At 60.5% G+C, this 22,590-nt stretch carries 23 protein-coding genes; 21 read left to right on the forward strand and 2 right to left on the reverse strand.

Going from position 1 to position 22,590, the window contains the following annotated elements:
* The first annotated feature begins 3 nt into the window (after positions 1-3).
* From ACTQZF_RS04750 to ACTQZF_RS04850, 21 genes are all read left to right on the forward strand, one after another.
* Positions 4-4,479, forward strand: coding sequence for a DNA-directed RNA polymerase subunit beta' (locus ACTQZF_RS04750; RefSeq protein ID WP_370450532.1), 4,476 nt, complete (start codon positions 4-6; stop codon positions 4,477-4,479).
* A 438-nt stretch (positions 4,480-4,917) separates the two neighbouring features.
* Positions 4,918-5,295 carry a 30S ribosomal protein S12 gene (gene rpsL, locus ACTQZF_RS04755; RefSeq protein ID WP_154514699.1) on the forward strand — a complete coding sequence of 126 codons (378 nt, stop codon included), beginning with the start codon at positions 4,918-4,920 and terminating at the stop codon, positions 5,293-5,295.
* Positions 5,296-5,368: 73 nt separating this feature from the next.
* Positions 5,369-5,842, forward strand: a complete 474-nt coding sequence (gene rpsG, locus ACTQZF_RS04760) for a 30S ribosomal protein S7 (protein WP_006235013.1) — start codon at positions 5,369-5,371, stop codon at positions 5,840-5,842.
* A gap of 19 nt (positions 5,843-5,861) precedes the next feature.
* Positions 5,862-7,961 (forward strand): elongation factor G, encoded by a 2,100-nt coding sequence (gene fusA, locus ACTQZF_RS04765; protein ID WP_154514697.1) that lies wholly within the window; start codon positions 5,862-5,864, stop codon positions 7,959-7,961.
* A 60-nt stretch (positions 7,962-8,021) separates the two neighbouring features.
* A complete protein-coding gene (gene rpsJ, locus ACTQZF_RS04770; protein ID WP_427717612.1) occupies positions 8,022-8,330 on the forward strand; it encodes a 30S ribosomal protein S10 in 309 nt (102 codons plus the stop codon).
* A gap of 141 nt (positions 8,331-8,471) precedes the next feature.
* On the forward strand, positions 8,472-9,626 hold the full coding sequence (locus ACTQZF_RS04775) for a cation diffusion facilitator family transporter (protein WP_441554677.1): 1,155 nt from the start codon (positions 8,472-8,474) through the stop codon (positions 9,624-9,626).
* Positions 9,627-9,665: 39 nt separating this feature from the next.
* A complete protein-coding gene (locus ACTQZF_RS04780) occupies positions 9,666-10,286 on the forward strand; it encodes a histidine phosphatase family protein (RefSeq protein WP_441554678.1) in 621 nt (206 codons plus the stop codon).
* A 448-nt stretch (positions 10,287-10,734) separates the two neighbouring features.
* Positions 10,735-11,355 carry a 50S ribosomal protein L3 gene (rplC, locus tag ACTQZF_RS04785; RefSeq protein WP_089572481.1) on the forward strand — a complete coding sequence of 207 codons (621 nt, stop codon included), beginning with the start codon at positions 10,735-10,737 and terminating at the stop codon, positions 11,353-11,355.
* Between the two features lie 46 nt (positions 11,356-11,401).
* Positions 11,402-12,028, forward strand: a complete 627-nt coding sequence (rplD, locus tag ACTQZF_RS04790) for a 50S ribosomal protein L4 (protein ID WP_006235032.1) — start codon at positions 11,402-11,404, stop codon at positions 12,026-12,028.
* On the forward strand, positions 12,029-12,316 hold the full coding sequence (gene rplW / locus ACTQZF_RS04795; RefSeq protein WP_006235033.1) for a 50S ribosomal protein L23: 288 nt from the start codon (positions 12,029-12,031) through the stop codon (positions 12,314-12,316).
* 179 nt (positions 12,317-12,495) lie between these two features.
* Entirely contained in the window at positions 12,496-13,326 is an 831-nt protein-coding gene (rplB, locus tag ACTQZF_RS04800; RefSeq protein WP_117583062.1) for a 50S ribosomal protein L2, read from the forward strand.
* 32 nt (positions 13,327-13,358) lie between these two features.
* A complete protein-coding gene (gene rpsS / locus ACTQZF_RS04805; RefSeq protein WP_006235035.1) occupies positions 13,359-13,619 on the forward strand; it encodes a 30S ribosomal protein S19 in 261 nt (86 codons plus the stop codon).
* 14 nt (positions 13,620-13,633) lie between these two features.
* Complete coding sequence (gene rplV, locus ACTQZF_RS04810) at positions 13,634-14,005, forward strand: 50S ribosomal protein L22 (RefSeq protein WP_006235036.1); 372 nt, start codon at positions 13,634-13,636, stop codon at positions 14,003-14,005.
* A gap of 6 nt (positions 14,006-14,011) precedes the next feature.
* Positions 14,012-14,722, forward strand: a complete 711-nt coding sequence (gene rpsC, locus ACTQZF_RS04815; protein WP_154514689.1) for a 30S ribosomal protein S3 — start codon at positions 14,012-14,014, stop codon at positions 14,720-14,722.
* The gene (gene rplP, locus ACTQZF_RS04820) at positions 14,722-15,159 is read left to right on the forward strand and encodes a 50S ribosomal protein L16 (protein WP_370450531.1); all 438 of its coding nucleotides are present in this window, start codon (positions 14,722-14,724) and stop codon (positions 15,157-15,159) included. The genes rpsC and rplP overlap by 1 nt, the downstream gene beginning before the upstream one ends.
* Positions 15,159-15,374, forward strand: coding sequence for a 50S ribosomal protein L29 (rpmC, locus tag ACTQZF_RS04825; protein ID WP_006235039.1), 216 nt, complete (start codon positions 15,159-15,161; stop codon positions 15,372-15,374). The genes rplP and rpmC overlap by 1 nt, the downstream gene beginning before the upstream one ends.
* Before the next feature lie 16 nt (positions 15,375-15,390).
* The gene (gene rpsQ / locus ACTQZF_RS04830; RefSeq protein WP_006235040.1) at positions 15,391-15,651 is read left to right on the forward strand and encodes a 30S ribosomal protein S17; all 261 of its coding nucleotides are present in this window, start codon (positions 15,391-15,393) and stop codon (positions 15,649-15,651) included.
* Positions 15,652-15,769: 118 nt separating this feature from the next.
* Positions 15,770-16,138, forward strand: a complete 369-nt coding sequence (gene rplN / locus ACTQZF_RS04835; RefSeq protein WP_117734331.1) for a 50S ribosomal protein L14 — start codon at positions 15,770-15,772, stop codon at positions 16,136-16,138.
* Between the two features lie 13 nt (positions 16,139-16,151).
* Positions 16,152-16,457, forward strand: a complete 306-nt coding sequence (gene rplX, locus ACTQZF_RS04840) for a 50S ribosomal protein L24 (protein WP_006235043.1) — start codon at positions 16,152-16,154, stop codon at positions 16,455-16,457.
* A 611-nt stretch (positions 16,458-17,068) separates the two neighbouring features.
* The gene (locus ACTQZF_RS04845; RefSeq protein ID WP_441554679.1) at positions 17,069-18,148 is read left to right on the forward strand and encodes a Gfo/Idh/MocA family protein; all 1,080 of its coding nucleotides are present in this window, start codon (positions 17,069-17,071) and stop codon (positions 18,146-18,148) included.
* Positions 18,149-18,151: 3 nt separating this feature from the next.
* Complete coding sequence (locus ACTQZF_RS04850) at positions 18,152-18,898, forward strand: DeoR/GlpR family DNA-binding transcription regulator (RefSeq protein ID WP_427717633.1); 747 nt, start codon at positions 18,152-18,154, stop codon at positions 18,896-18,898.
* Positions 18,899-19,342: 444 nt separating this feature from the next.
* Here ACTQZF_RS04850 and ACTQZF_RS04855 read toward each other — a convergent pair whose 3' ends face one another.
* Both ACTQZF_RS04855 and ACTQZF_RS04860 read right to left on the reverse strand, forming a co-directional pair.
* Positions 19,343-20,002, reverse strand: coding sequence for an RluA family pseudouridine synthase (locus tag ACTQZF_RS04855; protein WP_233502584.1), 660 nt, complete (start codon positions 20,000-20,002; stop codon positions 19,343-19,345).
* 15 nt (positions 20,003-20,017) lie between these two features.
* Entirely contained in the window at positions 20,018-22,513 is a 2,496-nt protein-coding gene (locus ACTQZF_RS04860; protein ID WP_441554680.1) for a DUF3656 domain-containing U32 family peptidase, read from the reverse strand.
* Positions 22,514-22,590: the final 77 nt, after the last annotated feature.

Here is a 22,590-nt window from a genome sequence, read left to right on the forward strand (position 1 = left end):
ACTGTGGCAGATTTCGAAGCTACTGAATTTGACTCGGTAAAGATCTCCCTTGCCTCCGCCGACCAGATCCGTTCCTGGTCGCACGGTGAGGTCAAGAAGCCGGAGACCATCAATTACCGTACCCTCAAGCCCGAGAAGGACGGCCTGTTCTGCGAGAAGATCTTCGGTCCCGCCAAGGACTGGGAGTGCTCCTGCGGCAAGTACAAGGGCATCCGCTTTAAGGGCATCGTCTGCGAGCGCTGCGGCGTCGAGGTCACCTCGGCCAAGGTGCGTCGCGACCGCATGGGCCATATCGAGCTCGCCGCTCCCGTGTCCCACATCTGGTACTTCAAGAGCCCCACGAGCTTCCCGATGAGCCGTATGCTCGACATCAAGTCCAAGGACCTCGAGAAGGTTCTGTACTTTGCCAGCTACATCATCACCGAGGTCGACTACGAGGCTCGCGAGGCCGACGCTGACGACCTGCGTGAGGAGCTCGCCGCCGATCTGGAAGAGATCGACGCCGAGTGCGCCCGCCAGATCGAGTCCCTCAAGGAGCAGGGCAACCCCGAGAACTTTGACGAGTTCTCCGACGAGGAGCCGCTGACCCCCGAGGAGATCGCCTCCGGCATCGTCGACATCGAGGAAGAGTGCAAGGACGAGAAGCAGCTCCGCACGGACGCCTTCAACGCCTTCATGAAGCTCACCGAGCGCGACCTCATCTCCGATGAGCCGCTGTTCCGCGAGATGACCCGTTACTACTCCATGTACTTCAAGGGTGGCATGGGTGCCGAGGCCGTCCGCGACCTGCTCGCTGCCATCGACCTCCCCTCCGAGGCCGAGAAGCTCAAGGCCATCATCGCCGACGAGGACTCCCAGAAGCAGAAGCGCGAGAAGGCCGTCAAGCGCCTCGAGGTCGTTGACGCCTTCCTGAAGGGCGGCAACAGCCCCGCGAATATGATTCTGGATGTCATCCCGGTCATTCCGCCCGATCTGCGCCCGATGGTCCAGCTCGACGGCGGCCGCTTCGCCGCGTCCGACCTCAACGACCTGTATCGTCGCGTGATCAACCGTAACAACCGACTCAAGCGCCTGCTCGACCTGGACGCCCCTGCGATTATCGTGAACAACGAGAAGCGCATGCTCCAGGAGTCCGTGGACGCCCTGTTCGACAACGGCCGCCGTGGGCGCCCGGTCTCTGGCCGTGGTGGTCGCCCGCTCAAGTCGCTCGCCGAGGCCCTCAAGGGCAAGCAGGGTCGTTTCCGCCAGAACCTGCTGGGCAAGCGTGTCGACTACTCTGGCCGTTCGGTAATCGTTACCGACCCCAAGCTGCTGCTGCACCAGTGCGGTCTGCCCAAGACCATGGCGCTGGAGCTCTTCAAGCCCTTCGTCATGAAGCGCCTGGTCGAGCTTGGCAAGGTCGAGAACATCAAGGGCGCCAAGCGCGCTATCGACCGCGGTGCCACCTTTGTGTGGGACATCCTCGAAGAGGTCATCGACGGTCGTGTCGTGCTGCTCAACCGTGCACCGACCCTGCACCGTCTGTCCATCCAGGCCTTTGAGCCGGTGCTGGTCGAGGGCAAGGCTATCCACCTGCACCCGCTGGTCTGCGCGCCCTTCAACGCCGACTTCGACGGCGACCAGATGTCTGTCCACGTGCCGCTGTCCAGCCAGGCTCAGGCCGAGGCCCGCGTGCTCATGCTCTCTGCGAACAACCTGCGCTCGCCGGCATCCGGCAAGCCGGTCAACATCCCCTCGCAGGACATGATCATTGGTGTGTACTACCTGACCCAGGTCCGCGACGGTCTGCCGGGCGAGAACCACGTGTTCTCGAGTTTCGACGACGCGCTGCACGCCTATGACTGCCGCTCCGAGGTCGACATGCAGGCCAAGATTCAGGTCCGCGTGTCCGCCGAGAACGCCAACGTCATCAACGAGGACGGCACTCGTATCTTCCGCGTCAAGAACGGCAAGAACGAGTTCGTCGACTACGATGTCACCGGTAACAAGACCGCACGCTTCGAGACGTCTATCGGCCGCATCATCTTCAACCGCCAGTGCCTGCCCGAAGACTACGAGTTCATGAACTACAAGATGGTCAAGGGCGATGTGGCCAAGCTGGTTGCCGACTGCTGCGATCGTTACCCCGAGGCCAAGGTCGGCCCGATCCTCGACTCTATCAAGTACTCCGGCTTCCACTACGCTACCCGCGCCGGCCTCACCATCTCGGTGTGGGACGCTCTCATCCCTGCCGAGAAGCAGGAGCTGCTCGACCGCGCCCAGGCCAACGTCGACCAGATCAACGAGTACTTCGAGGAGGGCTTCATCAACGAGACGGAGCGCCACATCGAAGTCGTTAACGAGTGGACCGCTTGTACCGATAAGGTCGCAGCGCTCATGCTCGACATGTTCGACGAGGAGAACCCGCTGTACATGATGGCCGACTCCGGCGCCCGTGGTTCTAAGACCCAGCTGCGTCAGCTCGGCGGCATGCGTGGCCTGATGGCAGATATGTCCGGCGAGACGATCGACCTTCCCATTAAGGCGAACTTCCGCGAGGGCCTGCTGCCGCTCGAGTACTTCATTTCGACCTACGGCGCCCGTAAGGGCCTGGTCGATACCGCATCCCACACCTCGGACTCTGGCTACCTGACCCGTCGTCTGGTCGACGTGGCCCAGGACGTCATCGTCCGCGAGGAGGACTGCGGTACGCACGAGGGCGTCACCTACAACCTCATCATTCCCGGCACCACCGACCTCAACACCGATCTTGTCGGCCGTTGCTTTATTGAGGACGTCGTGGCTCCCGATGGCACCGTGCTCTTTGAGCAGGACGGCTATATCGAGAAGGTCGCCGACATCCAGAAGATGGTCGATGCGGGCCTTAAGAAGGTCAAGCTTCGCGCGCTGCTCACCTGCCGCTCCAAGTACGGCGTGTGCCAGAAGTGCTACGGCTGGGATCTTTCCACCCGTCGTCCGGTCGCCATCGGTACCGCAGTCGGCATTATTGCCGCCCAGTCCATCGGCGAGCCCGGTACGCAGCTTACGATGCGTACCATTCACTCCGGCGGCGTCGCTGGCGTCGACGATATTACGCAGGGTCTGCCTACGGTCAGCCGTATGTTCGATATCGTCGGCAACGTCAACGAGAAGATCCTGGGTCGCGAGGCCGAGCTGGCTCCGTACTCCGGCCACCTCTCGATTAAGCCCGAGAAGTCCGAGTACGTGCTGACGCTCACCGACTCCGAGGATCACACCCGTGTCCTCGACGAGCGTCGCGTCCCCGCTTCGGTGCGCTTTATGCCCGAGATCGAGGACGGCTGCGAGGTTCGCGCCGGCGACCAGATCACCAAGGGCTTCGTCAACTTCCGCAACCTGCGCAAGCTGACCGACATCGAGTCGACGATGCACACCTTCGTCGAGAGCGTCAAGGACGTCTACACCAGCCAGGGCGTCGACCTGAACGACAAGCACATCGAGGTGCTCGCACGTCAGATGCTGCGTCGCGTTCAGATCACCAACCCCGGCGACTCCAAGTACCTGCTTGGTCAGTACGTCGACCGCTACGAGTTCGCCGACGAGGTCGAGCGCGTTGCCCGTCTGGGCGGTCAGGCTCCCGTGGCTGAGCCCGTCATCTTGGGTACGCTCAAGGTTGCGTCCAACATCGACTCCTGGCTGTCGAGCGCTTCGTTCATCCGTACCGCCGGCGTCCTTACCGAGGCTGCTATTGAGGGCAAGGTCGACCACCTGCTCGACCTTAAGTCCAACGTCATCGTCGGTAAGAAGATCCCGGCTGGTACCGGCCTCAAGCCGTACGCTAACGCCAAGCTGACGTATCGCACGGCCGACGGCTACGTGGACATCGATGGTCCGGCTTCGCCCAACGCCAAGTCGCTGCCCGAGTGGGCTCCCGTGGAGCTCAAGGACCTGGACGAGCGGCTCCCACAGCAGCTCGACTGGGCCGGCTACGACGAGTTTGGCGGTGCTGACGGCTCGTTCACCCGCAACGGCCACACCATCTCCGCCGAGAAGGCTCGCCTGTACCTGTTCGACGACCTGGGTGTGTCGCAGCGCTGGACCAACAAGTTCAGCGAGGTCGGCATCGAGACGGTCGGCGACCTGGTTGGCAAGTCCGAGGAGGATCTGCTGCGCATCGATGGCATCGGTGCCAAGGCGATCGAGGAGCTCCGTGACGGCCTCGAGGCCCACGACCTGCTCTACATCCTCGAGAACAACGACGACGTTGCCGACGAGGAAGACCTCTCGCAGCTGCTGCAGATGGTCTTTAGCCCCGACGGTCCGGACGACATCCTGCTGGGCACCTCCGCTCCGACGCATCACGCCGATGCCGACGAGGAGCTCCTGGGCGCCCCGATCGACGACAAGAAGGCTTCCGCCAACGGTGCCATCAACGAGGACATGGCTTCCCTCGACGAGCTGCTCAACCAGCTCGTGGACACCGACGACGCCGAAGAGGCCAAGGACAACGACGGGGAGTAATTTCCTAGTACGTTAACCGCCCTTCCAAAGACCCGCTCCCCAACAGGGAAGCGGGTCTTTTTTGTTGAGGAACGTTGCCCTGACGAGCACGTAGGATTTCCGGGACGGGCGGCATAGGGGTTAAGTTTGTCGCGAGTTCCGCACGCAAGGGAAAGCACTTAATGTGCTTTCCGTCTTGCGCAGGACTGTAGAGCAGCAAACTTAACCCCTGGGCCGCCCGGACCGGGAATCCGCCCTCGCGCACAGGAGGGGATTCCTTTTGTGTAGGCTTTGCGGAAATGTGGCTATTTTAGGATACGCCCGGCGGCGTGGTCTGTTGACGACACAGCTAACGGCACGTATCCTATCGAACTGCGTGTTTCGTAGGGGGATGCTGACCCCTCGATTCAAGCCGTTGCACTTTACAGAAAGCTGGAATCATTCGAGAAGGAGTACGCTTTGCCTACTATTAACCAGCTGGTTCGCCAGGGCCGTCGTTCCGCGCCCAAGAAGTCCAAGAACGCTGCTCTGCAGCACAACTCCCAGAAGCGCGGCGTGTGCACCCGCGTCTTCACCACGAGCCCCAAGAAGCCGAACTCGGCGCTTCGTAAGGTTGCCCGTGTTCGCCTCGTCAACGGCATCGAAGTTACTGCTTACATTCCGGGTGAGGGCCACAACCTGCAGGAGCACTCCATCGTGCTCGTCCGCGGCGGTCGTGTTCGCGACCTCCCTGGTGTCCGTTATCACGTCATCCGTGGCGCCTACGATGCTGCTCCGGTCCAGAACCGTATGCAGGCCCGTTCCAAGTACGGTGCTAAGCGCCCCAAGGCCAAATAAGCCAGATAACGTTTTGATACTTTCGCCGTGTGCCGCCTAAGCGCCGCACGGTAGACACTTAAGGAGATTTCACATGCCGCGTCGTGCAGCAGCTAATCGTCGTGAGGTTCAGCCTGACGCCGTTTACAACAACCGCCTGGTGACTCAGCTCATCAACAAGGTCCTTCTTGACGGCAAGAAGGCCACCGCTGAGCGCATCGTTTACACCGCTTTCGAGATCGTTGCCGAGAAGTCCGAGGGTGGCGACGCTCTCGCTACCTTCAAGAAGGCTATGGACAACGTCAAGCCCACGCTCGAGGTTAAGCCCAAGCGTGTCGGTGGCGCTACCTATCAGGTCCCGATGGAGGTCAACTCCCGTCGTTCCACCGCTCTGGGCATCCGCTGGATCGTCAACTTCTCCCGCGCTCGCAAGGAGAAGACCATGGCTGAGCGTCTCGCAAACGAGATTCTGGACGCTTCCAACGGCCTGGGCGCTTCCGTCAAGAAGCGTGAGGACGTCTTCAAGATGGCCGAGGCCAACCGCGCGTTCTCTCACTATCGTTGGTAAGTTAAGGTAAGGAACTAACATGGCTAAGGCTAAGCACAAGCTTTCCGATACCCGTAACATCGGCATCATGGCCCACATCGATGCCGGTAAGACCACCACGACCGAGCGTATTCTTTACTACACCGGTAAGACCCACAAGATCGGTGAGGTCCATGAGGGCGCTGCCACCATGGACTGGATGGTTCAGGAGCAGGAGCGCGGCGTAACCATTACCTCCGCTGCTACCACGTGCTTCTGGAACAAGGACGGTAAGGACTACCGCATCCAGATCATCGACACCCCGGGCCACGTTGACTTCACCGCCGAGGTCGAGCGCTGCCTGCGCGTCCTCGATGGCGCTGTCGCCGTCTTCGACGCCGTTGCCGGCGTCCAGCCCCAGTCTGAGACCGTTTGGCGTCAGGCTTCTACCTTCAACGTTCCCCGCATCGCCTTCATCAACAAGTATGACCGCGTGGGCGCTGACTTCTTCAACGCTATCGAGACCATGAAGGATCGTCTCGACGCCAACGCCGTGGCCGCTCAGGTCCCGATGGGCGCCGAGGACAACTTCTGGGGCGTCATCGACCTGGTCACCATGACTGCATGGGACTTCAAGGCCGACGAGAAGGGCATGACCTACCCCGAGCCGATGGACGAGATCCCGGCTGAGTTCGCCGACATCGCTGCCACCAAGCGCGAGGAGCTCCTCGACGCCGCTGCCAGCTTTGACGACGAGCTCATGGAGAAGATCCTCATGGAGGAGGACTTCACCGTCGAGGAGCTCAAGGCTGCTCTGCGCAAGGGCGTTCTGGCCAACGAGCTCAACCTCGTCTTTGTGGGCTCCGCCTACAAGAACAAGGGCGTTCAGGAGCTGCTCGACGCTGTCGTCGACTACCTGCCCAGCCCCCTCGACGTTGAGGCCGTCACCGGTACCGATCCGGAAACCGGCGAGGAGATCGTGCGTCATCCCTCCTTCGACGAGCCCTTCTCCGGCCTGGTCTTCAAGATCATGACCGACCCGTTCGTCGGTAAGCTCACCTACGTCCGCGTTTATTCCGGTCGCGCCGAGTCCGGCTCCTACGTGGTCAACGCCTCCAACGGTCAGCGCGAGCGCCTCGGCCGCATCCTCGAGATGAACGCCGCCGAGCGTATCGACCGTGACGACGCTTGCGCCGGTGACATCGTCGCTTGCGTTGGCTTCAAGAACTCCACCACCGGTGACACCCTGTGCGCCGAGGGCAAGGAGATCGTCCTCGAGAAGATCGAGTTCGCCAAGCCCGTTATCGACGTTGCTATCGAGCCCAAGACCAAGGCCGAGCAGGACAAGATGTCCCTGGCTCTGACCAAGCTCGCCGAGGAGGACCCGACCTTCACGGTGTCCACCAACCACGAGACCGGCCAGACCATCATCGCCGGCATGGGCGAACTGCACCTCGAGATCATCGTTGACCGTCTGCTCCGTGAGTTCAAGGTTGACGCTAACGTCGGTAAGCCCCAGGTTGCCTACCGCGAGACCGCTGGTCACGACGTCGAGAGGGCTGAGGGCAAGTTCGTCCGTCAGTCCGGCGGTCGCGGTCAGTACGGCCACGCCGTCATCAAGCTCGAGAAGATGGAGGAGGGCTTCGGCTACGAGTTCGTCAACGCTATCGTCGGCGGCGTCGTGCCCAAGGAGTACATCCCGTCCATCGACAAGGGCATCCAGGAGGCCCTGAACACCGGTGTTATCGCCGGCTTCCCGGTCCTCGACGTTAAGGTCACCCTGTTCGACGGTTCTTACCACGAGGTCGACTCCTCCGAGGCCGCCTTCAAGATCGCCGGTTCCATGGCTATCAAGGACGCCCTCAAGAAGTCCGATCCGCAGCTGCTCGAGCCGATCATGGCTGTCGAGGTCGAGACCCCCGAGCAGTACATGGGCGACGTTATGGGCAACCTCTCCGGTCGCCGCGGCAAGATCGAGGGCATGGAGGATCGCAAGAACACCAAGCTCATCCGTGCCAAGGTGCCGCTGGGCGAGATGTTCGGTTACGCTACCGACCTTCGCTCCCAGACCCAGGGCCGTGCATCCTACACGATGCAGTTTGACTCTTATGAGCCTGCGCCCAAGTCCATCGTGGACGAGGTCATGAGCAAGAACGCCTAAGTTCGAGCTCCCTGTTACGTAATCCGCGAGAACATCTCTCGCACTCTTTGGAGGTTTAAGTTGGCTACCCAGAAGATCCGCATTCGCCTCAAGGGCTATGATCACGAGGTCGTCGATCAGTCCGCGAAGCTCATTGTCGAGACCGCTCAGAAGACCGGCGCTCGCGTTTCCGGTCCTGTCCCCCTGCCCACCGAGCGCAACCTGTACACGGTTATCCGCTCGCCGCACAAGGACAAGGACTCCCGTGAGCAGTTCGAGATGCGCACCCACAAGCGCCTCATCGACATCCTCGACCCCACCTCGGGCACCGTTGATTCGCTCATGCGTCTCGATCTCCCCGCTGGCGTCGACATCGACATCAAGCTCTAAGCTTTTTGCTCGATAGTGCGATTTGTAAGGCCGCAGCCCTAAGGGTTGCGGCCTTTTTTTGTATCGATGGGGTAAAGGGTCTACACTACTGAGCTATTCGACAAACGAGTGTATGTGTAAAACTGTTGGGGGCAGATATAGATGGTCGAGTGGATCGTTCGTCGTGCGCAGGGCGACCGTGCGCGCGTGGGCACGTTGGCGGGCGTGGTGTGTATTCTCGCCAATGTGGCGCTATGCGCTGCGAAGGGTGCAATTGGCGTGCTGTCGGGATCGGTTTCGATTGTGGCGGACGCCATGAACAACCTGTCCGATGCCAGCTCAAACATCGTGAGCGTGCTTGGCTTTAAGCTGGCGGGCAAGCCGGCAGACCCCGAGCACCCTTACGGCCATGGCCGCTACGAGTATCTCTCGGGTCTGGTCGTGGCGGCGCTCGTGCTGCTCATCGGCCTCGAACTGGTGAAGTCCTCGTTTGAGCGTATCGTCCACCCCGAACCCGTCGAGTTCTCGCTTGCCCTGGTGGCAGTCTTGGCGCTTTCGATGGTTGTTAAACTGTGGATGGCGGCCCTCAACCAAAAGCTCGGTGACCGTATTGAGTCTGAGACGCTGCATGCGACCGCGCAGGATTCCAAGAACGATGTCCTTGCCACAGGCGCCGTGTTAGCGTGCGCAATTGTTTCGCAGGTGACGCATATCAATCTTGATGCTTGGGTCGGCCTTGCCGTTGGCGCCTATATTGGCTGGAGCGGTTTTGAGCTCATCCAGGATACGGTGAGCCCGCTTTTGGGTCAGGCGCCCGATCCCAAGCTGGTCGAACATATTCGCGGCAAGATCATGAGCTACCCTGGCGTTTTGGGCGTTCATGACCTAATGGTTCACGACTACGGCCCGGGCAGGAAGTTCGCAAGCGCTCACGCCGAGATGGCGGCCGAGGCCAGCCCGCTGGAAAGTCATGACACGCTCGATAACATTGAACAGGCATTTAGGGACGAAGACGACATGATTGTCACGCTTCACTACGATCCCATCGTGACCGATGACCCCAAGGTGGCGAGCATGCGTTTGCGCATTCACGCCATGGCCCAACAGATCGATAGCCGCCTTTCGATTCATGACCTGCGCTGTGTGCCGGGTCCTACGCACACCAACGTGATCTTTGACTGCGTGCGTCCCTCGGATTTGGGCATGGGGTCCGATGAGCTCAAGCACGCGTTGGCCCAGAGGGTCGAATCGGAATTTCCCAAGTCGATTGCCAAGATTACGATCGACGATGACTACGTAGGGCATACCCACGAGTAGGTCTGCGCCGGCAAAGCACGTTATACAGAAGGGGAGAATATGAAGAGGCTGTATCTGCTCCGCCACGGCCAGACGGAATTCAACGTAAAAAAGCTCGTCCAGGGTCGCTGTGATTCACCGCTTACCGATTTGGGCTGTCAACAGGCCCAAGCGGCAGCCGAATGGCTCAAAGCCCACGGCGTCGTCCCCGACAAAGTGGTCTCTTCGCCTTTAGGCCGAGCTATGGACACGGCAAGTCTCGTCGCATGCGAGATCCTCGGTCCGGATGCTACTGTCGAGCCCTGCGAAGGCATCATCGAGCGCGGCTATGGGACCTTCGAGGAAGGCCCGCACGACGCATTGCCTACCGACGTTTGGGATCCGGGCGAGGATTTGGTCCCCTTCGGAGGAGAAGGAAGCCGCGCGCTGCAAGAACGCATGGTAGACACCCTCACCAATCTCATGGGCGCCGAGGGCATCGAAACCCTCCTAGCAGTAAGCCACGGCAGCGCCAGCCGCCAATTCATCAAGGCTGCAGCTCCAGAGGGCTTCGAGCTCCCAGCAAAACTCCCCAACTGCGCCATCATGATCTTCGATTTCGATGATGCGCGAGAAGAGGAGGATACGCCCCAATGCAAGTTCACCTTGCAGCAAATTGTGGATCCCCAACATAGTCATTAGCTGAGCGAGCAGAGTTAAGCAGACATCAACGTGTCGTCTCCCGAGCTTGGCAGAGGGGCGGCGAAATATATTAAGTTTGTCGCGAGTTCCGCACGCAAAGGAAAGCACTTAATGTGCTTTCCGTCTTGCGCAGGACTGTAGAGCAGCAAATTTAATATATTTCGCCGCCCCTCTGCCAAGCCCAGGCGACTTCACGCACTTTACCTGCGTAAACAATGTGAGTGAAATATGAATCTCGATGGATACGCCCGCAGCCGTGTATACTAAACAGCTGTGTGAAACCAGGGGAGTATTCTGGCTGGACAAAATGCCTGCTTAATAGGGTTGTCAGGTAGTCCGGACGCAATACAAGGCTGGGGAGCACGTCGTGTAAGTAGTGGTCCTCTAGGGGCGTACGCTCGGTGGTGTACGCATTGTCCCAAGACCACGCGAGAGTTGGGATCATATCTTGATCAGCATGATTCTCGGCCGCAAGATTGGCATGACCCAGGTTTGGGACGAGAACGACAACGTCGTTCCCGTCACGGTCATCCAGGCTGGCCCCTGCGCTGTCTCGCAGGTTAAAACTCAGGCAACCGACGGCTATGACGCCGTCCAGATCGGTTTCGGCGACATCAAGGCCAAGAACGTGAACAAGCCCATGGCTGGTCACTTCGCCAAGGCCGGCGTCGAGCCTGTCCGCTTCCTTCGTGAGGTCCGCGTCGAGAACGGCGAGGAGCACAAGGTCGGCGAGGTCGTCACCGTCGCTGATTTCGCTGATGTCGAGAAGGTCGACGTCATCGGTACCTCCAAGGGTAAGGGCTTCCAGGGTCGCATCAAGCGCTGGGGTCAGCGCCGCGGTCCTATGACGCATGGTTCTCACTTCCAGCGTCACCCCGGTTCTATCGGTCAGTGCGCCTATCCTGCGCGCGTCCTCAAGGGCGTCAAGATGGCCGGCCACATGGGTAACGAGCGCGTTACCGTCAAGAACCTTTCCGTTGTCCGCATCGATGCCGAGCAGAACCTCATCTTGGTCAAGGGCGCTGTCCCGGGTGCCAAGAATGGTCTCGTCGCCATCCGTATGGCCTAAGGGCCCAGCCCATTTAGCCCAGCGTCATACCAAGGAGAACACTTAAATGGCAAAGTTTGAAGTAAAGAACAGCGAGGGCAAGAAGGTCGCCGAGGCCGAGCTCGCCGCTGAGGTGTACGGCATCGAGCCGAACATCCACGTTATGCACCACATCGTCAAGTGCCAGATGGCCTCTTGGCGTCAGGGCACCCAGTCCGCTAAGGGCCGCTCTGAGGTTTCCGGTGGCGGCAAGAAGCCTTGGCGTCAGAAGGGCACCGGTCGTGCCCGCCAGGGTTCTATCCGTGCTGCCCAGTGGCGTCACGGTGGCGTTGTCTTCGCCCCCAAGCCCCGTTCCTACGCTAAGCGTATGAACAACAAGGAGGTCAAGCTGGCTATGCGCTCTGCGCTGTCCGCCAAGCTGGCCGATGGCGAGCTCGTGCTCGTCGACGACTACGGCTTCGAGAAGCCTTCCACCAAGGCTGCCGTTGCCATGCTCAAGGCTCTTGGCCTTGAGGGCAAGCGTCTGACCATCATCGTTCGCGATGAGGACGTCAACGCCTACCTGTCGTTCCGCAACATTCCCAAGACGTTCATCATCACTGCCGACGAGGCCAACACCTATGATCTCGTCAACAACAACGCTGTGCTGATGCCCGCCGACATCGCCGCTCACTTCGGGGAGGTGCTTGCATAAATGACCGCCCACGAGATCATCATCCGTCCGATCGTGTCCGAGCGTTCCTTCTCCGGCATGGAGCAGAACAAGTACACGTTCGAGGTCGCCAAGGATGCTAACAAGTATCAGATCAAGGACGCTGTCGAGGAGATCTTCGGCGTCAAGGTCGTTCGCGTGAACACCCTGACGGTCAAGCCCAAGACCAAGCGCGTGCGCTATGTCGCCGGCAAGACCCGTTCTTGGAAGAAGGCCATCGTTACGCTGGCCGAGGGCGACACCATCGAGGTCTTTGGCAACCAGGCCTAAGACTCGCTGCTGTTGAGTGAGCTCATGCCTCCCAAATAGGGGAGGCGAGAGCTCAAGGTTTTGGGCGTATAAAATGGACACGCCCGGAACCGTGTATACGTCCGGTGTCATCGCACCCGAGGCAGAACCTCGAATCCCTGTCTGCGATGGCTAACGGATACCTATTGAAAGGGATTGTAATGGCTGTAAAGCACCTTAAGCCGACCTCCGCTGGTAGGCGTTGGCAGACGATCTCCGACTTCTCCGAGATCACCTGCACCAAGCCCGAGAAGTCTCTTCTCGAGCCCCTGCCCAAGAAGGCCGGTCGTAACAACAACGGCCGCATCACCACCCGCCACCAGGGCGGCGGCGTGAAGCGTCGTTACCGCGTGATCGACTTCAAGCGCAACAAGGACGGCGTGCCCGCCAAGGTTGCCACGATCGAGTACGATCCGAACCGTTCCGCTCGCATCGCTCTGCTGCACTATGCTGACGGTGAGAAGCGCTACATCCTGGCCCCCAAGGGCCTCGAGGTCGGTCAGACCGTCATGTCCGGTTCTGACGCCGACATCAAGCCGGGCAACGCTCTGCCCCTCGCCGACATCCCTGTCGGTACGCTCATCCACGCCGTCGAGTTCCAGCCGGGCAAGGGCGCCGCTATCGCCCGTTCCGCCGGTAACTCCTGCCAGCTGATGGGTAAGGAGGGCAAGTACGCCATCGTCCGTATGCCTTCCTCCGAGATGCGCCGCATCCTCGTTACCTGCCGCGCCACCGTCGGTGAGGTCGGCAACGCCGATCACGCCAACATCGTCATCGGCAAGGCCGGCCGTAAGCGTCACATGAACGTGCGCCCGACCGTCCGCGGTACCGTTATGAACCCTGTCGACCACCCGCACGGCGGTGGCGAGGGCAAGAACCACACCTCTGGTCGTCCCTCTGTTACCCCCTGGGGTAAGCCGACGAAGGGCCTTCGTACGCGCAAGAAGAAGAAGGTCTCGAACCAGCACATCATTCGTCGCCGTAAGAAGTAATTTCGGATACCGAGTTTTAGGAGAAAGCACTTATGAGCAGAAGTCTCAAAAAGGGCCCGTTCGTGGAGACTCGCCTTCTCTCGCGTATCACCGCGATGAACGAGGCTGGCAAGAAGGACGTCGTGAAGACCTGGTCCCGCGCGTCCACCATCTTCCCCGAGATGGTTGGTCACACCATCGCCGTCCACGACGGCCGCAAGCATGTGCCCGTGTATGTTACCGAGTCCATGGTTGGTCACAAGCTCGGCGAGTTTGCGCCGACTCGTACGTTCCGTGGCCACAAGGCCAAATAGGGGGTTAACCGTAAATGGCAACTAAGTCTATTGAAACTGAGGCCACCGAGGTTCGCGCCGTCGCTAAGTACGTGCGTGTTTCCCCCAGCAAGGCCCGCCTGGTGGTCGATCTGATCCGCCGCAAGCCTGTCGCTCAGGCCTTCGACATCCTCCACTTCTGCGACCGCGCCGTCGCCGTGGATGTCGAGAAGGTTCTCCGTTCCGCCGTTGCGAACGCCGAGAACAATAACGGTCTGCGTGCCGACAACCTGGTTGTCGCTGCTGCCTATGTTGACGAGGGTCCTACGCTTAAGCGCATCCGTCCCCGCGCCAAGGGTTCCGCTTCTCGCATTCTGAAGCGTACTTCCCACATCACCGTCGTCGTTGCTCCTCGAAAGGAGGCGTAAAGCTGTATGGGTCAGAAAGTCTACCCCACCGGCTTCCGTCTTGGCATCACCGAGAACTGGCGCTCCCGCTGGTTCGCAGAGAAGGATTACGCTAAGACCCTCGGTAACGATCTCGAGATCCGCAAGTACCTCGAGAAGCGTCTTTCCCGCGCAGCTGTCTCCCGCGTCGAGATCGAGCGCGCTGGCGACAAGGTGAAGGTCATTATCTTCACCGCTCGCCCCGGCGTTGTCATCGGTAAGAAGGGTGCCGAGATCGATACCCTCCGCACCGAGCTCGAGAAGGTCGCTGGCGTCTCCAAGGGCCAGCTCTCCGTCGACGTTGTCGAGATCAAGCGCCCCGAGCTCGACGCCAACCTCGTTGCTCAGTCTATCGCTGAGCAGCTCGAGGGCCGCGTTGCCTTCCGTCGCGCCATGCGCAAGGCTGTCCAGTCCGCCCGCAAGGCCGGCGCCAAGGGCATCCGTATCCAGTGCTCCGGTCGTCTCGGCGGTGCCGAGATGGGCCGTCGTGAGTGGTACCGTGAGGGTCGCGTGCCTCTGCACACCCTCCGTGCCAAGATCGACTACGGCACGGCTGTCGCCAGCACCACCATGGGTGCCTGCGGCGTGAAGGTCTGGATCTACCTGGGCGAGAAGCTCCCGGGCCAGCCTGTTCCCAACCCTGCACTCGAGGGCTCTTCCCGTCCTCGTCGTCGTAACTCCGAGAGGAGGGGTCAGTAGTGCTTGCCCCTAAGCGTATTCTTCACCGCAAGGTGCAGCGTGGCTCCATGAAGGGCCAGGCCAAGGGTAATACCGAGCTGCATTTCGGCGAGTTTGGTATCCAGGCTCTCGAGGCCCATTGGATCACCAACCGTCAGATCGAGGCCGCTCGTATTGCCATGACCCGCTACATGAAGCGTGGCGGTCGTGTCTACATCACGATCTTCCCCGATAAGCCCATCACTAAGAAGCCTGCCGAGACTCGCATGGGTTCTGGTAAGGGTAACCCCGAGGAGTGGGTGGCCGTCGTCAAGCCCGGCCGCATCATGTTCGAGGTCAAGGGCGTGCCCGAGGAGGTCGCTCGCGAGGCTCTGCGTCTGGCGCAGCACAAGCTCCCCATCAAGACCAAGATCGTCGCTAAGCCTGCCGCTACAGAGACGGCCGAGGAGGAGAACTAATGAAGCCCGCAGAGATTCGTGAGCTCTCGGACGCTCAGCTCGTTGAGAAGCTGAAGGAAATGCGCGCCGAGCTCTTTAACCTTCGTTTCCAGATGGCCACCAGCCAGCTGGACAACACCGCTCGCGTCAACACCGTGAAGAAGGACATCGCTCGCGTCCTCACGGAGCAGCGCGCCCGCGAGATCGCAGCGGAGAAGTCCGCTGTCGCCGAGTAGGACCTAAGGAGAGAATATGACTGATTCGCGTAACTCGCGTAAGGTCCGTACGGGTGTCGTTACCTCCGTCTCCGGTGCCAAGACCATCGTTGTCACCATCACCGAGCGCAAGCGTCACCCCAAGTACGGCAAGATGATGACCAGCTCCAAGAAGCTGCACGCTCACGACGAGGAGTGCACGGCTGGCGTGGGCGACACCGTCCGCGTTATGGAGACCCGTCCTATGTCCAAGATGAAGCGTTGGCGCCTCATCGAGGTCGTCGAGCGCGCTAAATAAGCAGTCGCTCTTACGACTTGTACGTTTCCGAAGATGTGCGTATGCCTGGCTTGCATACCACGGGCCGCATAAAGGCTGCGCACCTCTCTTCGGTTCTTAGTTCGGAGGAACATCTACCATGATTCAGATGCAAACCATGCTGAACGTCGCCGACAACTCCGGCGCTCGCAAGATTCGCTGCATCAAGGTGCTTGGCGGTTCCAAGCGTCGTTATGCAGGCATCGGCGATGTGTTCATCGGTGCTGTCCAGGAGGCTACCCCTGGCGCCAACGTCAAGAAGAAGGACGTTGTCCGTTGCGTCGTCGTTCGCACCGTTAAGGAGATCCGCCGCAAGGATGGCTCCTACATTCGCTTTGATGATAACGCCTGCGTTGTCATCAACAACGATGGTTCGCCCGTCGGCACCCGTATCTTCGGGCCCGTCGCTCGCGAGCTTCGTGACAAGAAGTACATGAAGATCGTCTCGCTCGCTCCCGAGACCCTGTAGTTAGGGGAGATATATGTATATCAAGAAGGGCGATAAGGTCCAGGTTCTCTCTGGTAAGGATCGTGGCAAGCAGGGCGTTGTCCTGCGTGCTCTCCCCGCCGAGAACAAGGTCGTTGTCGAGGGCGTTTCGGTCGTCAAGAAGGCCGTCAAGCCCAACGCTGCCAACCAGCAGGGCGGCATCGTTTCGCAGGAGGCTCCCATCGATGCCTCCAACGTCAATCTCGTTTGCCCCGAGTGCGGTAAGGTTACCCGCGTCGGTCACGAGAAGGACGGCAAGAACAAGCTGCGCGTCTGCAAGAAGTGCGGCCACAAGTTCTAAGCTGCCCGCAACATCTAAGTTGCTAGCAAAGGCCCGGATGCCACGGCACCCGGGCCTTTTTCTATCCCTACTCATTGGGGACAGACTTAAATGAGTGGCTATACTCATTGGGGACAGACTTAAATGAGTGGCTACTTCTGACATACTCATTGGGGACAGACATAAATGAGTGGCTATACTCATTGGGGACAGACATAAATGACTAGTCGTTGGGGACGTTCTTTAACGGCTAGTTGATGGGGACAGTCTTGCCACGAAAGCGTCGTACGGGGAACGCCCCCAGGTTTCGGCAGCCTGGGACAGTCCTTATGTGCCGGCAGTTAGGGATGATCTTTTGATGTCTGATGCCCCTAGGGGGCAGAGTAAGACAGCCTGCTTCCCTTCAGGGGTTTTGGTGCCCCGCTTTTTTATGCATCATAACGATCGATGCATGCGTATTTACGCACAGAGTCTTGCGCGATAATGCGCATAGCCGCGCAAATATCTGCTAATTATGGTTTAATAATAACCGATAAACAAATAAACACGCAAATACAAGCAAATGCGCGCAAATTTGTGCGAATATAAGGCTGTTGGAAATGAAGAACTTCCGGTGACTCAGGAGGCACATGATGACAGATTCCAAACAGGCTCCGCTCGACGCCGAAGCCGCCGCTAAGGCGGCGTTTGCCTCGGTCCAGGATCAGCCGTTCCCTAACGACATCTTTACGGCTCCCGAGCTTCGCTGGGCTGTGATCGGCTGCGGCGTTATCGCCAACCAGATGGCCCAGTCTCTCGCCCTTGCCGGCCGCAAGCTTGCGGGCGTCGCCAACCGTACGCTCTCCAAGGCTCAGGCTTTTGCCGAGCAGTATGGCGTCGAGAAGGTGTACGAGACGGTTGAGGACCTCTACGCCGATCCCGACATCGACGCCGTTTATATCACCACGCCGCATAACACGCATATTACCTACCTGCGCGCCGCTCTGGCAGCTGGCAAGCACGTGCTTTGCGAGAAGGCCATCACCCTCAACTCCGCCGAGCTCGACGAAGCGCGTGCCATTGCCGACGAGCATAACGTGGTCCTTATGGACGCCACCACGGTGCTCCACATGCCCTTGTATCGGGAGCTGCGTCGCCGCATGGATGCCGGCGAGTTTGGCCGCATGAACCTCGCTCAGCTCAACTTTGGCAGCTACAAGGAATACGGCGACCTGACCAACCGTTTCTACAATCGCAACCTTGCTGGCGGTGCCATGCTCGATATTGGCGTGTATGCCCTGTCCGTCATGCGCCTCTTTATGGCAAGCCAGCCTCTTGAGGTCGTTTCGCTCGGCAACACCTGTGAGACCGGCGTTGACGTTGCGGGCGGCATTGTCTGCCGTAATGCCGAGCAGCAGCTGGGCGTGGTGAGCCTTACGCTCCACTCCAAGCAACCCAAGCGCTCGGTCATCAGCTTTGACAAGTGCTATATCGAGGTCAACGAGTATCCCCGCGCCGATCACGCGACCATCGTGTGGACTGCGGACGGGCACCGTGAGGAGGTCCACACCGGCACCGAGGCATACGCTCTGTGCTACGAGATGGCCGACCTGGAGAAGGCCGTTGCCGGCGATGATTCGAAGCGCGAGCTTCTGGATTACGCTTCTGATGTTATGGAGCTTATGACCAAGCTCCGCGCCGACTGGGGAGTCGTGTACCCCGAGGAGGAGTAAGCGATGCTTGCGGAGGATAGGCTCAATGCGATCGTGTCGATGGTCCAGCAGGCTGGCTCGGTTACTGTGCAAGAGCTTGCCGATACCCTGGGCGTGACGGCGTCTACCATTCGGCGCGATCTGCAGACGCTCGATCGAGCACACCGTATCGCCAAGGTCCACGGCGGAGCGACAAGTCTTGAGCGCGCACACGTGACGCGCGACCTAACGCTCAATGAGCGCAGCGACCTCCATAACGACGATAAGGAGCGTATCTGCGCCCGCGCCGCGGCGCTGGTGGAGCCCGAGAGCTTTGTATACATCGACTCGGGCTCGACGACGCTCAAGCTCATCGAGCATCTTCCACACCTTGAAGATGTCACCTATGTGACCGATTCCGTGCTCCATGCTCAGCACCTCGCTTTGCGCGGCATGCGTACCGTGGTGCTGGGCGGCGAGCTCAAGCCCGAGACCGAAGCACTCGTTGGCCCCGATGCCTTGGCAACCTTAGACCGCTACAACTTCAACTGTGGCTTTTGGGGTTCTAACGGCATTGCCGCCGAGCAGGGCTTCACGGCGCCCGATATCGAGGAGGCGCAGGTTAAGCGCATCTCGATGCGCCATACGGCCAAGCGCTTTGTAATCTCGGATGCCAGTAAATTTGGCATGGTGGCGCCCGTCAAGTTCGCAGATTTTCGCGACGCAACGATTATTACCGCAGGCGAGGTGCCCGCCAAGTACCGGGCAATGGACAACGTCATCACGGTCTAGCGACGGGACAAAGCCAAAACCATCACAAAGGTGCCTGTCCCCATTGTGGTGGTTAGTAACGAAAACCGAGTAGTTTTCTCAATAGAAAAGCGGCAACGTCCATCACAGGCGTTGCCGCTTTCGTTGTCCGCCGGTTTGTCTAAGTCTGTAACAACTGGACCGTTAAAAGTGGGTTAGATGTTACAGATTGAGATACTTCCGAACCGCGCCATCCCTTTGTCTCAATCTGTAACATCTGGGACCGATTTTGCCGAGTTATTGTTACAGATCGAGATTTTCCCTTGAGGGGGATTTGAATGTCTCGATCTGTAACAGAGAGACCGGAAAATGGGTTCTAACTGTTACAGATCGAGACGTTTTGGCGCCGCGGCTGAGTCCTCGTGGCGGCTTGACGTTTACCCAGATAAAACCTGCCAAAATAAACCTGTCCCTTTTTGGCAGGTTTTAGGGCTCCCAGGGGCAGGGGGCTTCGATGTGGATGTGCTCGCCGGTTACGGGATGGGTAAAGGATACGCTGTGGGCGTGGAGCATGAGGCCACAGGGGCGCGGCGTTCCGTACAGGTCGTCGCCAACCAGGGGATGATGTTCGCTTGCCAGGTGCACGCGGATCTGGTGTTTGCGGCCCGTGAGCAGCTCAACATCGATATACGAACGGGTGGGCAGGCCTCGGCGGCTCTTAAGGCGCTTGAGCACCTTCACGCGCGTCTGCGACGGCTTGCCGCTGGCGCCGACGCGCATCTTGCGGCTATCGTGGCGGTCGCGGGCGATGGGCTTGTCGATGAGCTTTTCGTTCCAGTCGATCTTGCCCTCGGCGAGCGCCAGATAGTGCTTTTCGAAGGCGTGGTCGATGACCATCTGGTCAAAGGCGGGCTGCGTCTGCTTGTCGAGCGAGAACAACACCACGCCGGTAGTGTCGCGGTCCAAGCGGTTGAGCGGCTGCATGTCGGTCGCGGCAAAGCCGTCGCCCATCGCCAGCAAAAGGTCGCTGGCATAGTCGGTAAGCGTGCGCTCGCCGGTGCCGTCGCCGTGGACGATCATGCCGGCGGGCTTATCGATGGCCATGAGCCAGGCGTCGCAGTAGAGGACTTGAGGTTCTTCGTTCACGTGTAAGCCTTTCGGTTAGCTAATTCCCACAAACATGCAGCCCGAAGTGGCGCCGCGCAGGCGGGCGGCGGGCTTACGGCCGGCCTGCGCGGCCTCGACGGCGCGACGGACGCGTGCGACGGCGCGACCAATCTCATCGGCCTCGAGCAGGGTCCCGTCGACCATGAGACGGCGCACGCCGGCGTCGAGCAGCTGTGGAACCTGCGGTGTGAGGTCGATGGGGTAGGCGTCGTACAGGCGCGAGCGGCCGTGGATGTCGGTACGCACCGGCATGACCTTGCCGTCGATATTCTTGAGCGACAGCTTGCGGGCGCGCAGGCGGCAGTGGGTGCAATCGTGGATGCAGCCATTGGCCACCTGCAGGATACAGTGCTCGCTCGTCATAACGCGCGGGCGGCCGAAAACGGTGATGCCCAGGGCTGCGGGCGCGGAGGTGCCAAGCGAGATAATCTCGTCGAGCGTGATCTCGGGCGAGAGCCAAAACGCCCCGGCTCCGCGCTCGGCGAGTGCCTCCATGCAAGGCGTGTTGTGCACGGGCAGGCAAGAGCGAATCTCGGCCGTGGCACCAACCTGGGCGGCCAGGGCAAGCTCAGAGATGTTGCCAATAGCGACCGTGGCACCGGCAACAACCCACGGGTCGACGCGCGCGTGGTCGACGGCGCGGCAGACCTCATCGAGCACGGGAACAATACCCTGCTCAAACGCATCGGCGGGGGAAAGCTCGGCCGCATCGAGCGCGTCGGTGGTCATATAGATGCGCACGGCTCCCTCAGTACGAGCGGCCTCGGCGGCCTCGAGCGAGGTGACGGTGGCGCAGATCTGCGGCTCATCGCGGTAGTGCTCGGGCGCGGGGCGGGAATCACTGGTGACAATCGCCGGCAGCTCGAGCGTGTGGGCGCGCTCGTCATACGGCGCCAGAATGGCCTCCTCGAGCGCCTTGCAAGCGGCGGCGCGCACCTTGTGCACAGCGGAGAAACCCATGCCACAGCCCTCATCGAGCGCCACGTCAAAGCTCGCGGCCTCAAAGGGAGAGGAGCCCATGCGGCCCACGTGCTCCACCAGATCGGACGCCTCGACGGCGCGGGTCTTGGCGGCCTCGACGGTAAAGCCGGTGGCGGTGGCGGTGAGCGTGGGGTCGTCGCAGCAGGTGAGCGTGACGGTAAACGGCTCGCCCAGACGCGCCACGACGGACACGTCTACGGCGCGGCGGCGTAGCACGTCGCGCTTGAGCGCGGCGCCGGCAGCGTCAATGGCGCGCTGGCTGCGAATCACACGCACGCGGCAGCCCTCGGGCATACTACGGGGAACGCGGCACTCGATGATGTCGCCGGCGGCGGCATCATCGGTAGCGATAGTGGTCAGGAATTGGTCGAACTCATCGTCGTGACGAAGCTCCAACAGGTCGCCCTTGCCTACAGGCTCAAACAGCTCAATGCGGGCGATGGCGGCGCGGCGACGACGGTCGTCGGGTTTGAGCCCGCGCACGTCGCGGTTGGCCAGACGGCTGCCCAGCACCGTGCCCACGATCTGGCCGCGGTTGTTGGAGCGCTCGTAGCTCATCATCTCGTCGCCCGAGGTGCCGTCCTGATAGGCGTGCGTAAAGTCGCGGTTAAAGCAGCGCTTGAGTTGGCGCTGGCGAGCGGCGTCCTCGTCCTTATCTACGACGGCCCCGGCCAGCATGTCATCGATCTGATGACGATACACATCGACGATGGAGTACACGTAATCGGGCGCCTTCATGCGGCCCTCGAGCTTGAGCGATGCGGCGCCGGCGTCATACAGGCGGCGAACAAGCTGTGAAGTGTTAGTGTCGCGCGGGCATAGCGCGCGCTCGCGACCGGCGGGGGAGAGCGTGCGGCCGTTCTCGTCGATCAGCTCGTAGGGCAGACGGCAGGGCTGAGCGCACATGCCGCGGTTGGCCGAGCGGCCCGCCATGGCAAAGCTCGAGAGCAGGCACAGGCCCGAGTAGCAAAAGCAGATGGCGCCGTGGCTAAAGACCTCCAGGTCAACGTCGGGCGCGGCGTCGTGGATGGCGGCGATCTCGTCGATGGAAAGCTCGCGCGAGAGGGTCACGCGGTCGGCGCCCTGCTCGTGGCACCAGATGGTTCCGCGGTCATCGTGGATGTTCGCCTGGGTCGAGATATGGGTCTCGATGCCGGGCATGGTGCGCTTGACCTCAAAGAACAGGCCCCAGTCCTGGATAATGAAGGCATCGGCGCCCAGCGTGGAGCAGCGGTGGATGAGCTGCAGTGCATCGTCCATCTCGGACTGCTTGATGACGATGTTGACCGTGACGTAGACGCGCGAGCCGGCCAGGTGTGCGGCACGGCAGGCCTGTTCAAAGGCCTCATCGGTAAAGTTGGTGGCCTTGCGGCGGGCGTTGAAGCTGCCCATGCCACAGTAGATGGCGTCTGCCCCGGCGGCGAGCGCGGCGGCAAAGGGCTCCGGGCCTCCGGCGGGGGCCAGAAGCTCGGGCCTGCGGTTGGTGGTTCGGCTGGCGGTTGCGGTCATATCCTGCCTTTCAAAATGCTCAGATATTCAAAAGTATAGTGGCGGCGTCGCGATGGACGATGCCCGCAGTCTAAGCA

It is taken from the genome of Collinsella sp. LCP19S3_H3, from assembly GCF_052119145.1.
Classification (GTDB): Bacteria; Actinomycetota; Coriobacteriia; order Coriobacteriales; family Coriobacteriaceae; genus Collinsella.

Coding starts and splice junctions, on each gene's coding strand:
- rpsS (WP_006235035.1), top strand. CDS start 13,359: ATGAGCAGAAGTCTCAAAAAGGGCCCGTTCGTGGAGACTCGCCTTCTC.
- ACTQZF_RS04850 (WP_427717633.1), top strand. CDS start 18,152: ATGCTTGCGGAGGATAGGCTCAATGCGATCGTGTCGATGGTCCAGCAG.
- fusA (WP_154514697.1), top strand. CDS start 5,862: ATGGCTAAGGCTAAGCACAAGCTTTCCGATACCCGTAACATCGGCATC.
- ACTQZF_RS04780 (WP_441554678.1), top strand. CDS start 9,666: ATGAAGAGGCTGTATCTGCTCCGCCACGGCCAGACGGAATTCAACGTA.
- rplW (WP_006235033.1), top strand. CDS start 12,029: ATGACCGCCCACGAGATCATCATCCGTCCGATCGTGTCCGAGCGTTCC.
- ACTQZF_RS04775 (WP_441554677.1), top strand. CDS start 8,472: ATGGTCGAGTGGATCGTTCGTCGTGCGCAGGGCGACCGTGCGCGCGTG.
- rplV (WP_006235036.1), top strand. CDS start 13,634: ATGGCAACTAAGTCTATTGAAACTGAGGCCACCGAGGTTCGCGCCGTC.
- rplD (WP_006235032.1), top strand. CDS start 11,402: ATGGCAAAGTTTGAAGTAAAGAACAGCGAGGGCAAGAAGGTCGCCGAG.
- rplN (WP_117734331.1), top strand. CDS start 15,770: ATGATTCAGATGCAAACCATGCTGAACGTCGCCGACAACTCCGGCGCT.
- rplB (WP_117583062.1), top strand. CDS start 12,496: ATGGCTGTAAAGCACCTTAAGCCGACCTCCGCTGGTAGGCGTTGGCAG.
- ACTQZF_RS04845 (WP_441554679.1), top strand. CDS start 17,069: ATGACAGATTCCAAACAGGCTCCGCTCGACGCCGAAGCCGCCGCTAAG.
- rplX (WP_006235043.1), top strand. CDS start 16,152: ATGTATATCAAGAAGGGCGATAAGGTCCAGGTTCTCTCTGGTAAGGAT.
- rpsG (WP_006235013.1), top strand. CDS start 5,369: ATGCCGCGTCGTGCAGCAGCTAATCGTCGTGAGGTTCAGCCTGACGCC.
- rpmC (WP_006235039.1), top strand. CDS start 15,159: ATGAAGCCCGCAGAGATTCGTGAGCTCTCGGACGCTCAGCTCGTTGAG.
- ACTQZF_RS04860 (WP_441554680.1), bottom strand. CDS start 22,513: ATGACCGCAACCGCCAGCCGAACCACCAACCGCAGGCCCGAGCTTCTG.
- rpsQ (WP_006235040.1), top strand. CDS start 15,391: ATGACTGATTCGCGTAACTCGCGTAAGGTCCGTACGGGTGTCGTTACC.
- rpsC (WP_154514689.1), top strand. CDS start 14,012: ATGGGTCAGAAAGTCTACCCCACCGGCTTCCGTCTTGGCATCACCGAG.